This window comes from Methanosaeta sp. UBA458, from assembly GCF_002496085.1.
Lineage (GTDB): Archaea > Halobacteriota > Methanosarcinia > Methanotrichales > Methanotrichaceae > Methanothrix > Methanothrix soehngenii.
Genome location: NZ_DAIK01000145.1, coordinates 1 through 14,539, shown reverse-complemented (window position 1 = coordinate 14,539; position 14,539 = coordinate 1). Strand labels below are relative to the sequence as shown.

Annotated in this window: 10 protein-coding genes and 1 pseudogene; 4 read left to right on the top strand and 7 right to left on the bottom strand. The window is 50.2% G+C overall.

What is annotated here, in order from left to right; genetic code table 11:
- Nucleotides 1-350: 350 nt before the first annotated feature.
- Together BP822_RS12965 and BP822_RS10925 are read left to right on the top strand one after the other, a co-directional pair.
- Nucleotides 351-477 (top strand): annotated as a pseudogene (locus tag BP822_RS12965) (ISAzo13 family transposase); the annotation flags it as partial.
- Nucleotides 478-613: 136 nt separating this feature from the next.
- Nucleotides 614-2,866: a hypothetical protein gene (locus BP822_RS10925; protein WP_048132297.1), complete on the top strand. Its 2,253-nt coding sequence runs from the start codon at nucleotides 614-616 to the stop codon at nucleotides 2,864-2,866.
- Nucleotides 2,867-3,408: 542 nt separating this feature from the next.
- On the opposite strand, the gene BP822_RS10920 is transcribed toward BP822_RS10925, so the two are convergent.
- From BP822_RS10920 to BP822_RS10910, 3 genes are all read right to left on the bottom strand, one after another.
- The gene (locus BP822_RS10920; RefSeq protein ID WP_273278309.1) at nucleotides 3,409-4,281 is read right to left on the bottom strand and encodes a hypothetical protein; all 873 of its coding nucleotides are present in this window, start codon (nucleotides 4,279-4,281) and stop codon (nucleotides 3,409-3,411) included.
- Nucleotides 4,282-4,623: 342 nt separating this feature from the next.
- Nucleotides 4,624-5,292: a diphthine--ammonia ligase gene (locus BP822_RS10915; protein WP_048132290.1), complete on the bottom strand. Its 669-nt coding sequence runs from the start codon at nucleotides 5,290-5,292 to the stop codon at nucleotides 4,624-4,626.
- 297 nt (nucleotides 5,293-5,589) lie between these two features.
- Complete coding sequence (locus BP822_RS10910) at nucleotides 5,590-6,270, bottom strand: hypothetical protein (RefSeq protein WP_273466480.1); 681 nt, start codon at nucleotides 6,268-6,270, stop codon at nucleotides 5,590-5,592.
- 442 nt (nucleotides 6,271-6,712) lie between these two features.
- On the opposite strand from BP822_RS10910, the gene BP822_RS10905 reads away from it, so the two are divergent.
- Complete coding sequence (locus BP822_RS10905) at nucleotides 6,713-9,139, top strand: response regulator (RefSeq protein WP_286878288.1); 2,427 nt, start codon at nucleotides 6,713-6,715, stop codon at nucleotides 9,137-9,139.
- A gap of 11 nt (nucleotides 9,140-9,150) precedes the next feature.
- Here BP822_RS10905 and BP822_RS10900 read toward each other — a convergent pair whose 3' ends face one another.
- The 4 genes from BP822_RS10900 to BP822_RS10885 form a co-directional block, all read right to left on the bottom strand.
- On the bottom strand, nucleotides 9,151-10,017 hold the full coding sequence (locus BP822_RS10900) for a class I SAM-dependent methyltransferase (protein ID WP_013719770.1): 867 nt from the start codon (nucleotides 10,015-10,017) through the stop codon (nucleotides 9,151-9,153).
- A 129-nt stretch (nucleotides 10,018-10,146) separates the two neighbouring features.
- The gene (locus BP822_RS10895; RefSeq protein WP_013719769.1) at nucleotides 10,147-10,464 is read right to left on the bottom strand and encodes a hypothetical protein; all 318 of its coding nucleotides are present in this window, start codon (nucleotides 10,462-10,464) and stop codon (nucleotides 10,147-10,149) included.
- Between the two features lie 222 nt (nucleotides 10,465-10,686).
- Nucleotides 10,687-11,787, bottom strand: coding sequence for a FecCD family ABC transporter permease (locus BP822_RS10890; protein ID WP_013719768.1), 1,101 nt, complete (start codon nucleotides 11,785-11,787; stop codon nucleotides 10,687-10,689).
- A 20-nt stretch (nucleotides 11,788-11,807) separates the two neighbouring features.
- Nucleotides 11,808-12,047: a hypothetical protein gene (locus BP822_RS10885; protein ID WP_273271324.1), complete on the bottom strand. Its 240-nt coding sequence runs from the start codon at nucleotides 12,045-12,047 to the stop codon at nucleotides 11,808-11,810.
- Nucleotides 12,048-12,454: 407 nt separating this feature from the next.
- Between BP822_RS10885 and BP822_RS10880 the strand changes: the two genes are divergently transcribed.
- The gene (locus BP822_RS10880; RefSeq protein WP_273278307.1) at nucleotides 12,455-14,497 is read left to right on the top strand and encodes a putative cobaltochelatase; all 2,043 of its coding nucleotides are present in this window, start codon (nucleotides 12,455-12,457) and stop codon (nucleotides 14,495-14,497) included.
- Nucleotides 14,498-14,539 lie beyond the last annotated feature (42 nt).

The window sequence follows — 14,539 nt, the reverse complement described above, 5'->3', positions numbered from 1 at the left end:
ATGGGCCCGAAGGTGGAAGCAGCGGCGATCTTCGCCGAGCGCACCGATCTATCCGCATTGATTACCAATATCGAGCTACTGGAGAGGGCGTTGGGAGGGAAGGCGGGGACGTGGATCGATCCCTAATGGATAGAGAGAAGATTTCTTCAGGCAGGACTTGGGGGCTCTTCGCTGAATTTTGTTGGTGAGTTCAGGCAGAGAATATGGCTTCTATTCCTCTGTGTCTCGGTGTTTGGGTCAATGCATAGCGGTTCACCACAGAAGCACAAAAGATGCAGAGAATTTTCGATTCAAGCTCACCCATACTGAATAGCGAAGAGCCTTAAAAAATGGTTTGTTAGTTATTGCAGGGAGAAAACCATAATACCGCAGAATTTGCTGTTGAGAGCATCAAACAGCGGTGGATTTTAGTTGAAAAAATATTATTATGCGGCCTGATATTGCTCCGATAAAGGGGTAAGCAACGGAAGCCGTAACGGAGACTGATAATTCATTTGCAGAAAATCTGTATGCATCTGCATCTCGTTATGCATCCATGGGGAAGGCATAGTCGGCACAGATATTTATCGTATTAAACGCATAATGCATCTGGCATTCAGGAGTGTGGCATATTATGGTGGCTGATCCGAGCAAGTGGCTTTTAGAATTTTCTGATAAGGGAGGTGGCCGCCCCTGGGGAGACGGAACCTGCATGGCCATGCGGCAGGGCGAGAGAGAGCCCTGGGACGAAAACTGCCGTGTAATTCCATTGATTGGCGGATACGAGGGGATGTCATCAATAAGAGAATCCCTGGAGGCAGCAATTGACCAGGCCCGGCAGGGCAAGAAAGGGCACGTCTATATCGCAAACTGGCGGCTTAATCCCTTGAGAGATCTATCGGAAGACAATCCCTGGATCGTCCAGAACCGGCCCTGGAATGAGAGCGATTCTGCAGTGAAGGATCAGACCATAATCGGATTGATCCTCCGTCTCATGCAATCCGGCATCACTGTCAGGATACTGTTATGGATGCCGATGAAGGCATCGATAATTGCGGGGCTCGGCCCGCATATGAGCGACCACAATTACATATCCGATGCTGTCAGCAACGAATGCAAAAGGCTGAGCCGAGACGACCCCAGTGCAATAGATCGTGGCATTGTGGCTCTGGATATGAGGGTGGCACCACCAGTATCCTCTACTCATCACCAGAAGATGATAGTAATTCGGGTGGGCAACATAAACGTGGCATATTGCGGGGGCATGGATCTGGCATTCACCAGGATGGACGCGCCAGACCCATTGCATCTCTACAAATTCGATCCAAAGGCTTCGCTGGATGATCTGGTCGATCTTGCAGGATTAAATCCGCCTCAGTTCCTGGGAGGGGACTGGCAATCAGGAGAAATGCTGTCAGAGGCAATTGCCGTCAGAAACGGTGCTTATCAATGGCCGAGGGGACCGGACGCTATCTATGATGCACTGAAAGATGCAACTGGAACCACCGTTCCGGAAACGGATCTACCGAATGAGGTCTACGGGAGTGAATATCAAATCTGGCATGATCAGCTACTGAAGCTCGAGGGGCCGATCGTCAAAACTCTGGAAGAGCAGTTTTCTGAGAGATGGCAGGACGGAGGAAGAGTCTATGAGACGGGTTTTTGGGGCAGTTTGCATCTGCTAAACAGTCAGGTCATCTTCAGCTCAAACACTGCCATCAAGGACGGAAAGATATTGCCTCTGCCCGTGTCCTCGGAGTCCGATCAAAAACAGCAATATGCGGGCTCATCTATAGTGCAGATGTGGCGTACCATTCCCCTCCGCCCGGAGCGCAATAAGCCACCGTTTTTAAGAGGGGAGTTTACCATAATGGCTGGAATATCCAATGCCTGCCAAGCTGCAGAGGAGTTGATCTTGATCTTTGATCAATACTTCTTCAGCGGACCGCTGGCCAGGTTGCTCAACCACAGGATCAAGAGCGATAAAGAAAAAAAACTCTGCGTAATTCTGATTCTTCCGCCCTATGCCGATGAGCATACGCTTGAGGAGCACCATGCAAGAAAGCTGGCCCTCGACGACCTGATTGAGGGCCTCTCGAAGGATCAGAGTCAGAGCATATTCGAGCGGGTGGCTGTGTACGACCTGTGGCACCCCAATCGAGTTCCAGGAGGCATTTACTGTCATGCCAAGGTTCAGATGTATGATCTCAGCCTGCTGGTCTGCGGTTCTGCAAATCTGAACCGCAGATCCTTTACCTGCGACACTGAGCTTGATTGCGCAGTCCTTGATGACGACCTGGTTATAAAGCACTACCGCAGGCTGTGGAGAGTCCTCTTTCCGGATATCGCCTGGCCGGAGCATATCGACTTTTCTGAAGGGAATGGCGGTTGGGGAAGGCTGTTCTTTGATGCCTTCAAGAATGCCGCAAGCTCTGACAGTTCATTCCTGATACCAGATCCCTGGTGGAATTCCACTGTCCAGATAAAGCCGGTCAATACCAATGGCAAGACTACAGCAGAGATAGTTATGAAGCCGCCGAGGCTTCCTGCCAACCCCGCCGAGGCAAGGAAAGGACCGGAGAGCTGGACGGGAATCAAAAGAGAGCAGGACTTCAAAGATGATTATCTGGAGGAGGCAAGGACTGCTCTGAACAATCCCGATCTGCAGCCGGAGGATATCCAGTGGTCGCCGTTGAGTGACGGTCTGGCAAAAGTCAAGGATGCTTTAATGGATCCAAGCTCTATCAATATAAAGATGGAGTCTGAGATCTGCCCTGATTCAATCATCGCCGATGGAGACCCTGTGGCTCCTGGGAGGCTGGACCAGATAGTGTTTCTCATTGAGAACTGCGGCCAGGGAGACAATTGGCCGTATAGGGTGGCATGAGAGCCTTGGATTTTTGCCTACCACCAGCAGGCATATCCTTTGTGGCGATCGGGCATGTTGGCTGCAGCAAAAAAAGAGCTTTCCAATAATAGCCGGGCCAAATCGGTCTGCCCCATCCGAGGGATATCATTTCCGTCCACATAGAACTTTCCAGAATCAGCACGAGGAGCCCATTGATGATCTTCAATCGAGTGGTCTTGCCGCAAGGAGGTGCCAAATGTCAGGGATAGGGATTCAGCGTCCTGATGCAGCCGAAGATCATGCGCAACATATGGGGAACCACCGGCCCACTAGGCCGATGATTCAGGCCACGGCAACAGCAGAAGATGCGACAAGAGATGCTGCTACGATTAAAATGATCTTGTATCTCTCCGGATCATGCCCACGGATCGGGCCTCCTCATCGCCCAAAGCGAGGACATTCAGCCTCCAGTACTGGCCGCAGGCAGAGGGCTATAGCTAGCTATTGCCTCCAATAGATCGATTTTGGGCTTTGACTGTATGTTTCTTTACTTCAATTATAAAAAAAAGCTTAAGCCCCCTTCAGGGCTTAAACTGATACTCCTGGGTGGGGAACTGTGCCTTTGTCGTGTTCCACGCTGGTTTCATGGTGGAGATTGATTCCTCCCGGCAGGAGCAGTCGAATATTCCCTTCCAGCTTGCGTACTGTACATTGAAGTTATAGGATGGAAGGTCGAAAAAGCCGCCCATGCAGCAGGGGAGCCAGTCCTTCTGAGAGGTCTCTCTGTCCTTGACTATCTCCAGCTTCATCGTCTTTTGAACCTGGAAGTTGCCGATGTAGTCATTTTGAACCTCGATTATAGGATCATATGTCTTTGGCTGAGTCTTTTCCTTGGGGCTCAACAGCAGCTCACCTATGTGAAGAGTACCCTGAAAAACATCGTCATCGATCTTCATGCTGAGAATGCCCACGCCATCTGTCTTGTCTGTGGGGCCAGTACAGTTGATGTCCACGGCAATGTCCCCTTTGAGAGCATGAGCGTACTCCACCTGGCGGTGCATTGACGCAGACTCTTGATAGCTCCTGGCCTCGGTCTTATCCTTGATAAGGGAATTGTACTCAATGGGATTCGCGGCATACCAGCCGGTTCCATAGGCAAATGTAGTTGGCGACTGGACATTATCATACTGCCTGGTGTAGCTGACGACGCTGTTAGCACCCTTTGAGGCTTTCTTCATCAGTCCATCGTAATCCAGGTAGTAGTAGGAGCCGCTGGTGGTCTTCTGCTCGGAGTTGAGTATATCGGCCATGTCCACGGATCCGCTGCCGTGGTAGTACTCCAGCAGGGAGAGGTTATTTGTATTTATACTCTTATACTCCACAGCAAAGCCTTGTCCGGTTACATCATCGGTCATCTCATGCTTATACTTGATCGCTTCTCTTCCAGGATTCATATCATATTTTCCTGCCCAGGTAATTCCTGTGATTAGCAGCAGAAAAATTAATACTAATCCTATTTTAACCAATACTTTCTTTATACGAAACCCTCCTTTATTCTCACATGTCTGCGAAGGCAGTTATGTTTATTCATATTTAGCCTTTTCTTTGTATGAGCGAGTCCAGGCATATTATGTGTTGTAGCACGCAAGTATTAAAAATATTTTGCTTGGCAGATTTTTTCTTCCATCCAACAGATTGTGCAGGCAAAATCGCTTGAGATTTGCTGCCAGGGGCGTTCCCCATAAAACAAGCATGTCTGGGGCCCATGCGAGGGGACGCTTTCAATGAGGGCTTCGTCATAACTTTTCCTCAATTGAAAACTCCTTTATGTTGAGGAACCAGTAGCCTTCCCTCAATACCGCCTCGCTTCCGGACAATATAATCCTCTTCTTGAAGATCGGGCCGTCTGTGACGATGGTGTGAAACTCCCCATTCTCTCCGCAGGGGTCAATGGATTGGTCCAGATCCTTCAGATCCTCAGAAAATTCTTCATCAATCCTCCTGCCCAGCCATTCTCTGCCCATGAGGCCATCCTTGACGCTTATCACTATCACCTCAAAGCCCAAACCTGTGATCTCCTTTAAGATCTTCCTCGAATCCTGTTGCCATAGGGGCAGCAGTAGATCTAGATTTAAACTAGTACAGATCCTGTCCACCAATTTTTTGTGGGTCTGGATATGGCCGAAAACAGCTCCATCGATCTTCTCCCCATTGGCGCGAAGATCCAGAATGGTCCTCTTGAACTCCTGCTCATAGGAGGTGAATTCCCTATGAATGAGTGGAATTCCAATTGCCTCTGACTGGGCCAGAATCAGCTCTGGATTTATATCATGAGATCCGATCCGTGATATATTCCTGAAGCTGAGAAGATAATTGACCCGCCATCCCTCTTGCATCGCTTTATAGCAGGATAAGCATCCATCCTTTCCTCCCGTCCAGGAGACGACTGCATTTCTCAAATTCATCTCTCTCCCTATCAAATCTGATACACAATTATGGCCTGAGAGCAATTGCCGGTCGTGAATCAATTATGGGTTGGTATTTAGGCCTGCAGCAGAATTAGGCATCATTGAATGCTGATTTGCCCAGAATGTCCTCTCTCGAGCGCGTCCGAGAGACCGCAATCGTTAATCGAGTTTTAGAAACTTCAACCTATTTTAGGATCACGACCCAATTGCCAGAAATCAGATAAAAAAGGGGCGCATGCAGAAGCAGTCAGACAGAGCTGGATCTGCAGGCGTCCAATGAGCATTCTTGATTCATTACTTGATTATTCCCTTTTGCATCAGGACAAATGGCGTTCTCTTGGAGTCATCCCAATTATCGACATCTGCATGGTATCCGTCTCTAATCCAGACCTCAATCATGTATATGCCGGCTTTTCCCGTGCTCGTTTCCCAGGACCAGACACCGTTCGTGCTCCAGTCGGTCATGGGCACCCACTGTTCATCTGTTGAAGGCCCCTTAAGGACATAGCGGTATAGAACCGTATCCATGTCCGGGTCTGTCGCCTTAGCCGTCCAGGTAATAGTGGCGCCCTTATCCTGCGGGGTTTGCTTATCAGATTTCATGCTGGTCAGAGTCGGCTTGGAGTTCGATTTCGAGCTGCCGGCAATGCCAGCACTCTCGCTGATGATATATTCTGCGCTGACATGGGCATCATGACCCCAAGGGGGAGCATGGCGTCCATCCCTGATACGCATATCGATGACATTATTGCCAATATCTATGGCGCTGGTCTCCCAGGTCCAGGTATTGTTCTTGCTCCAGGTGTTCATGGGCATCCAGGTGTTTCCCGTCATCGGCCCGTTCAACCAGAACTGATAGTATAGCTCATCCTCTTCGGAGTCAAAGGCATCGCCTGTCCAGACAACCGGTGTGCCTGCTGTCAGCGGCCCTTCCTGATCGGGAGTCAGGCCTTTGGCCACAGGGGCCTGGTTCATGGCATCCGCCACCACTGTCGAAATGGGCTGTGTTGTTTGCGGGCTCTTTGCAAATATGAGGTCCTTAGTGGTAATGGCCTGAGCCGAACTGAAAATCAAAGCGATTAGCAGAGCAGATATCAAAAAAGCCCTGCAATGAGTTCTCTCCTTCGAATAATTCACAATTAATCCCCCTTATGCTCAATCCATAATTCATATCATTATAGTTAAATTTTTCTATTATTTCCGCTCAAGGCCATAGGTGCTGATCTGGGCAATGATGCAAAGCTTTTTCTATCAGTATTAGAGAACCTGATCTGCATTCAGAGACAATATTATGCCGAAAAAGGCTGCGAAAAAAGGAAGGCTAATAATTGATACATCTTCACCAGGGGTTCTGAAGACAATTATGATAGGCCAATAATAGAGATGCACAGATAAGCCGCAAGATGAAGGTTTGCCCATGATCTCTGATCAATGCATAAAGTCGATCATACCGTTTAACATGGCCTTGATGCTGGCCTTCATAGTTGCCCTCTGCTCAATCTCATTTAGCATCCACTTAAAAGATGAGCTGCAGATCACGGCGAGCGATATGCTGGCGATCCTGGTCGATTCTCTGGCCACACTAGCCCTTTTTTATGCCGCCAGGAGGTCTTCTGTCTATGGGAGACAGGTCCGTTTAGCCTGGACGGTTCTTGCCCTTGCCCTGGTGGCCCATACTTTGGGTGATATCGCCTGGGCTTATACTGAGATAGTGCTGGATCAGCCACCCTTCCCATCCGTGGCAGACTGGCTATTTCTGATTCATTACCCCCTATTAATCGCGGGCATTCTCCTCTTGCCTACCCAATCCCTGACCTCCAGTGAACGGCTGAAGGTCATGCTGGATGAAGGGATCGTGATCATCGCCTCCGTTATAATATTCTGGGTGGTTTTAATCGCACCCACGATCGAGTCCAGCGCAGGAGCAATCTTCCGCACACAGGCATTATCCGTGGCATATCCCGTCTTGGGTTTGATGCTTCTCTTAGCGCTGGTTGAACTCCTCCTTCGGCGGATCCGATTTCAGCAGATGGGTCCAGTGCTTCTTCTGGTAATGGGAACGATAGTGATGATCATCGCTGATCTCATCCTGGCATACCAATCATTAAACAACATATATGATTCCGGCGGCATTTGGGACGTGGGCTGGATAATGGCCTACTCGATGATCGGCCTGGCGGGAATACTGCAGGCCAGCACCTCACCCAGCGATGCACCTCCATTCCAGAAGGTTCCCTCCGAAGAGCCTGCTTATGCCCGCACCGTTGCATCCTCTGCGTCTCCTTATGCTCTTGATTCCGGCATGGTGCGGTTTCCTGGTGCTCACTACATCCCTTACATCTTCGTTGCTGGCGCATACATCATCCTTATCTGGAGCTTTGACCGTCCTCTTGCCATAAGCACGCCTCATCTATCTTATTCTGTGGGGGGGATAATAGGTCTGATAGTCATTCGCCAGATCGTCGCTCTGAAGGAGAACGAGAGATTATTCCAGACATCCAAAAGAGCAGAGGAAGAGGTACGAAGGCTTAACCAGCATCTAGAGAGCAGGGTTATGGATAGGACGGCTATGCTGAAAGCGGCAAACCGAAAGCTAGAGGAGGATATTTTAGAGCGAAAGAAGATCGAAGAGGATCTGAGAAGATCCAAGGAGGCGGCAGAGGCGGCAACCAACGCAAAATCCGAATTTTTAGCCAATATGAGCCATGAGATCAGAACCCCTCTGAATGCCGTCATCGGCCTCACTGGAATTCTCCTGGGCACGGACCTGAATAGAGAGCAACGCGACCATATGGAGATCATCAGAAGCAGTGGAGATGCACTTTTAGCAATCATCAATGATATCCTGGACTTCTCGAAGATCGATAGCGGCAAGATGGAGCTGGAAGTCCAGCCTTTTGATGTCAAAAAGAGCATTGAGGATGCTGTTGATCTGATGGCTCCAGTTGCCCAGGAAAAGGGCCTGACCTTGGGATATGATATCGAAGAGAGCATTCCAAAGACCATTGTCAGCGATCCCACCAGGCTGCGCCAGATACTGGTCAACATATTGGGCAATGCGGTGAAGTTCACCAGCTCTGGAGAGGTCAGGATCCTGGTTTCGGGCAGAGATTTGGGGGGTAGAGAGCATGAGATCCACTTCGCTGTTATGGATACGGGCATCGGAATACCAGCAGAGAAGATGAACTGCCTCTTTCAGTCCTTCTGCCAGGTTGAGCCCTGTACCACTCGCAGGTATGGTGGCGCGGGCCTGGGCCTGGCAATAAGCAAGAGGCTCGTGGAGCTCATGGATGGCTCGATTTGGGCGGAGTCAGAGGAGGGCAAGGGATCAACATTCCATTTCACTATAAAGGCAATGGAAGCGTTATCGCCACCGCCCGGAGAGCTGGCAAAAGGGTCGAAGAGCAGCATCTCTATGGGCCCCCAGCGTCCTCTACGTATACTGGTGGCGGAGGACAACATAATCAATCAGAAGGTTATTAAAAAGATGCTCCATAAGCTCGGCTATCGCGCTGATGTAGCTGCTAATGGCCTGGAGGTCCTTGTCGCCCTGGATCGCCAGGATTACGATGTGATCCTCATGGACATTCAAATGCCAGAGATGGATGGGCTGGATGCCGCCAGAAAGATCAGAGAAACCCGGCCGACATTGCCAAAGATCATCGCTATCACCGCATTTGCCATGGAGGGTGACAAGGAGAAATGCATCGATTCGGGAATGGACGGCTACATCAGCAAGCCGGTGAACCTGGAAGAGTTGAGAGCGATCTTGAGATCTAATGTCAGTGCGATTGGCAAAAACGATGGAATTGGCAGCTGGTCGAGGGGCGGAGGGCAGAACTGACTGCTAAAACTCTATATCTTTTTGCACCTTACATATATCCTGTATCCGAAAAGACTTAGCTTGGGCCATAGTGGCACAATCCGTTTCTCCAGTAATTGGGAGATGCGCTCCTGCAGATAAGCCGGATCGACGACCGGCCTGTAGCGGCTCATAAATAAGTAGCCTTGGCAGAGCTTGAAGTCGAAACCGAGATGCTCTTCGATCTGAAAGCCGGCATTCTCCAATTGATTCTGGAATTCTGAAAAGGAGAGATACTCCGGCGGAACTATCCGTTCTCCGAATAGATATTTTCTCGCCAGGGTGTAATGGGATAGGCGGTTGAAGAAATCCACCACCAGTCCTCCGCCTGGGCGGAGAACCCGATTGAACTCCTGCAGGGCCTCTGCCATCGACTGTGGAGAGGCAAGACAGGTAAGAACGCCGCTGCTCACTACCCAGTCGAATGACTGATCAACAAAGGGAAGCGAGGTTATGCTTCCCTGAAGAAATGCTGCCCTCGGATCACCGGATGTGCGGAATCTGGCCCGACCAAGCATGTTGGCAGAGAAGTCCATGCCGATGAACCTGGGCCCATTTTCCTTTGCCATCCCCATCTCAAGGGCTGCAATTAGCAGCTCCCCATTGCCGCACCCTGCATCCAGGACCATGCCACCTGATCCGGCAAAAGAGAAGGCTGTTGCCCTCTCCTCAAACTCCCTTTGCAGGCGTAATATGAACTGGGGAGTATCATCGGGTAGATCGCGGGCCATCTTGAGATCGCAGTCGTCGCCGCATCTCCTTTGTCGCTCCCAGAAGGCCAGCTCCTCTCTCTCCAGGCATAACCTATCTTCACCATAGTTATATTTCATAAACTCAGAAGCGCTATTTGATCTGGACATCCCTTTGATCTCACAGGCAATGAACTATCGGCCTTGAATATGAGGGCTATTTATAGCTTGTCGGCCTCGTGCCGCCGGATTGGCATCACTGGTGGTAGGTGGTGAGGGAAGCATTAAAAAAATTGAAGTTCAATCCAGCCACTTGTAGCCTGGATCTTTTATTCGATTGAAGTTTCGGATGAGATCGGCAGCATCCCTGCGGTTGATGCTTGCATCCATCATCCTGGAACAGATATGTCTGATGGCAGCCTTCTGCTCCTTGATCTCATCGCTGTCCTCCGGCAGGGGATTCAGTCCAAAGCTCTCGAATAAATGCTCCTTTTCATCCAGATGAGCGGTCTTCCCCCACTTTCCGAACATCTCTGCTGCACGATCGAGAAGGTCCTGATTGAACATTTCAGGGAATGCATATCCTTCAATCTGTTTTAGGAATTCCTCTTTCTTCATTATGACCACCCTTTAAGCCATATGCTATTAGTTATTCATGATATAAGTAACTTAGATAGGAATTTAGGACTATCGCCAAATTGGATTGGATGATAGAAATTCCAATGACTGATGCTAACCTGGACGGTGCGGTTGACGATCTGGATCAGGAGGCGATGGCGAAAAAAAGGAAGATGAGGCACCCATAATCGATTGGATCCTTCATCCTTCGGACAGGCATGCCTACCAGAACTCCCTCTTCCTGCGCATGAAGAGGTAGACGAAGAATGGCACCCCTAAAAAGGCGGTCATTATTCCCACGGGCAGAATCACTGGAGCGAGAATGGTCCTGGCCAGGGTATCAGCTCCTAAGAGAAGCAGCGCCCCCACCAGAGCAGAGGCGGGAAGCAGGAACCTGTGATCCCCACCAATTGCCATCCGGGTTATATGAGGAGCGACCAGACCGATGAAGCCTATGGTGCCGGTAAAGCATATCACCGAGGCGGTTATGAACGAGACCAGCATCATGCTGATCACCCGGGTCCTCTCCACATTCACCCCCAGGCTCTTGGCGGTCTCGTCACCTGCCCCCATGGCATTTATGTCCCAGGATTTGATGATAAGATAGGGAAGGCAGATGGCTATGACCGCGGTGACTATCCAGACCTTATCCCAAGAGGAGCGGCCCAGCGAGCCCATCGACCAGAAGACCACCTCCTGAACCTGCTCTGCATGGCCGATATACTGCAGAAATGAGGTCATGGCACTGAAAAGGTATGAGATGGCGATTCCCGCCAGGATCATGGTCTCTGGTGTGACTCCTTTATATTTTGCCAGTCCATAGACCGCCCCCGCAGCGAGAAGAGTGAAAACAAAGGCATTGCCGATGATCAGCCATTCTCCGCCCATGAACCCCGCCCCCATGATTATGGCCATGGCCGCACCAAAGGAAGCAGCTGATGAGATGCCCAGGGTGAAGGGGCTGGCCAGGGGATTTTTAAGGATGCCCTGCATGACCGCTCCGGCGATGGCCAGGCCGATTCCTCCCACTATCCCCATAAGGATTCTATGCAGCCTCAGTCCCCAGACGATGGTATCTGAGAACCAGGTGGTCTGGAAATACTGGGGAAAGAACTTTGCCAGGATAGTGGAGTAGACATCCATCACGCTGATATCCGCCGATCCCCGGGTGGCAGCATAGCCCGCCAGCAATACAATGCCTAAGACAAGAGCAGCGAGAAAGAGCATCTTCCTTCCGATGAACTTCTGGTACTCCGCCCTCAGCTCCTGAGCAGCAGTCGTCCTGGGCTGAGTCTTCTGGCCCGCGCCCAGCTTCTCTTTCATTTGTGATTCGGACATCAGCCTCATGCCTCAGAATAAGAGATGAAGGCTCTATTTATAGCATCAACCCTGGATTCCGGGAGCAAACCATAGCCGTTCAGATGTGATTGGCCAAAATCATTGCCCTTGATGATCGTTGCCGGCGGAAAATCTCTATCGGGCTCATTCTTTCTGCTGGGCAGCCCCACAGCAGGGCTGATCTCATCGTGGTTTGCGCCTTCAGGGGCAGCCTTACTCTCTCCTGATTCGATCATCGATATCATCTTGCTGGTTTATACCAATATTAATAAGTCTTTTGGTAATTGTATTACTATATCACAATTGTTCTCCCAGTTCATCCGCTGAAGGCATCAAATATCACTGCAAATTATTAGTATGCTAGAAATTCTCTAAATAGCAGAAAGCTCTTTTCTATATGTGCATTCATCGATATCATCTCATCAGACTGGAATTTGAGCCGAAAATCCTTGGTCCCTGACAAGCGCATTGCATATCACATAGAAGAATTCATATAAGAAATCAGATCTAATTCGAGATTCGCGCATAGTATAAGACTAAATTTAGATCTATATGTAACAATTAATTAAAAAATTATTTGAAATTTCTTACTTTTTAATATGACATAAGCCTTATATACGTCAGAGATACGCTAAATAAAAAAGGCGATTACATGCACCATTTGAAGAGAAGGACCATACCATTTACATCCATAGTAGGGCAGGACGACATGAGATTTGCCCTGATTCTGAATGCCATCAATCCCCGCATCGGCGGCGTCCTGATCCGGGGTGACAAGGGAACTGCCAAATCCACAGCAGTAAGGTCCTTGGCAGATCTGTTGGAGACCATTCAGGTGGCATCTGACTGCCCATTCAACTGCAATCCGGAGAATCCAGAGGATATGTGCGACCTGTGCTACCAGAAGAGCCAATCAAATCAGATCACAGCAGTAGAGAAAAAGACCCCTGTAGTCGATCTGCCGCTGGGAGCAACCGAAGATCGGGTGGTAGGATCGCTGAACGTGGAACGGGCCATAAAAGAAGGAATAAAAGCGCTGGAGCCCGGCATTCTCGCAGCCGCTAATCGCGGCATCCTCTACATTGACGAGGTTAATCTTCTGGACGATCATGTGGCTGATGTGCTGCTGGATGCTGCTGCCATGGGCGTCAACATTGTGGAACGGGAGGGCGTATCCGTTGCTCATCCATCCAAATTCATCCTGGTGGGGACGATGAATCCTGAGGAGGGAGAGATCCGGCCCCAGCTTCTGGACCGATTCGGCTTACAGGTGAGCGTTGCTGGAATTGAGGACGTGGAGCAGAGAATGCAGATCGCCAAGATCGCAGAAGCTTTTGACCTTGATCCAGAGGGATTTGCCAAAGAATGGCAACAAGAACAGGTGGATATGAAACAGAAGATCTCCAGGGCTCGCCAGCTTCTCAGTCAGGTGAGCATGAGCGATGACCTCCTCCGTTTAATCGCTTCCACCTGCATCGATCTTGGAGTCAAGACGCACCGAGCGGAGATAGTCATTACCAGAACCGCCAAGACCATCGCCGCCTTCGATGGCAGGACCGAAGTCAACCAGGAGGATGTCAAGAAAGCCATGGAGCTGGCCCTGGCCCATAGGATGAGGAGCAGGCCATTTGAGCCGCCCACGCTGAACAAGGAACGTCTGGAGAAGTCCATGTCTCAGAAGCAGCATGAACACCAGCATCAGGATCAAAAGCCCGAGCAGCAGAAGAAGAATGAGCAACAACCACAGGAGCCGTCGGAACAAAAGGACACAGATCAAAAACAGGCCGCTAAGCCCCAAGAGAGGATATTCGAGATCGGCACGCCTATCGATGTGCGTGCCATAACGATGCCCCGCAAGAGGGACCGAATCGCCCGCCGCAAGACCAGCGGCAGGAGGATGAATACACTGGCTCTGCGCAACCGCGGCCGGTATCTGCGCCAGAAAATGCCCCAGGAAGGAAAGGATATTGCCATTGATGCCACCATTCGTGCCGCTGCCCCCTATCAATGGGTCAGATCCGGCCCCAACGCCATCATCGTAAAGGACGAGGATATCCGGGAGAAGGAGAGAGTGGGCAAGACCTCCGCCGTAGTCCTCTTCGTGGTGGATGCCAGCGGATCCATGGGGGCCAATCAGAGGATGGAGAGCGCCAAGGGAGCAGTTCTCTCCCTCTTAATGGACTCCTACCAGAAGAGAGACAAGATCGGCATGATAGCCTTCAAAGGAAAGGAAGCCGAGATCATACTTCCCCCCTGCACCAGCGTGGATCTGGCCCTTGGCCGCTTGCGAGAGCTTCCCACCGGGGGCAAGACACCCCTATCCGCCGGCCTCTCCCGCGGATTGCAGCTCTTGCAGGGAGAACTGAGAAAGGATGAGGAGAGCAAATTGATGATGGTTCTCATATCCGATGGCAGGGCTAATGAGGGAATGGGTGGAAAGATCAAAGACGAGCTGATGGCGATCTCAGAACGGATAAAGCACCTGGGAATCCATACCATCGTCATCGACAGTGAGGTCGTAGACAGCTCCTTCCTGGATATGCGTTTAGGCTATTGCCATCAGATCGCGGATCAGTGTCAGGGAAAGTACTATCCCCTATCCAGCTTAACCCCGGAGTCCCTGCTCAGGATTGTAGATGAAGAGCAGAAGCTTCTGTTCGATGATGCGGCCATAAATGAATATGCTGCAACATAATGCTATTATAGAGATGATAATAGAAATAAAGAATTAATAAAT

Coding starts and splice junctions, on each gene's coding strand:
- BP822_RS10880 (WP_273278307.1), top strand. CDS start 12,455: ATGCACCATTTGAAGAGAAGGACCATACCATTTACATCCATAGTAGGG.
- BP822_RS10890 (WP_013719768.1), bottom strand. CDS start 11,787: ATGAAAGAGAAGCTGGGCGCGGGCCAGAAGACTCAGCCCAGGACGACT.
- BP822_RS10885 (WP_273271324.1), bottom strand. CDS start 12,047: ATGATATCGATGATCGAATCAGGAGAGAGTAAGGCTGCCCCTGAAGGC.
- BP822_RS10910 (WP_273466480.1), bottom strand. CDS start 6,270: ATGAACCAGGCCCCTGTGGCCAAAGGCCTGACTCCCGATCAGGAAGGG.
- BP822_RS10905 (WP_286878288.1), top strand. CDS start 6,713: ATGATCTCTGATCAATGCATAAAGTCGATCATACCGTTTAACATGGCC.
- BP822_RS10920 (WP_273278309.1), bottom strand. CDS start 4,281: ATGAATCCTGGAAGAGAAGCGATCAAGTATAAGCATGAGATGACCGAT.
- BP822_RS10925 (WP_048132297.1), top strand. CDS start 614: ATGGTGGCTGATCCGAGCAAGTGGCTTTTAGAATTTTCTGATAAGGGA.
- BP822_RS10900 (WP_013719770.1), bottom strand. CDS start 10,017: ATGTCCAGATCAAATAGCGCTTCTGAGTTTATGAAATATAACTATGGT.
- BP822_RS10895 (WP_013719769.1), bottom strand. CDS start 10,464: ATGAAGAAAGAGGAATTCCTAAAACAGATTGAAGGATATGCATTCCCT.
- BP822_RS10915 (WP_048132290.1), bottom strand. CDS start 5,292: ATGAATTTGAGAAATGCAGTCGTCTCCTGGACGGGAGGAAAGGATGGA.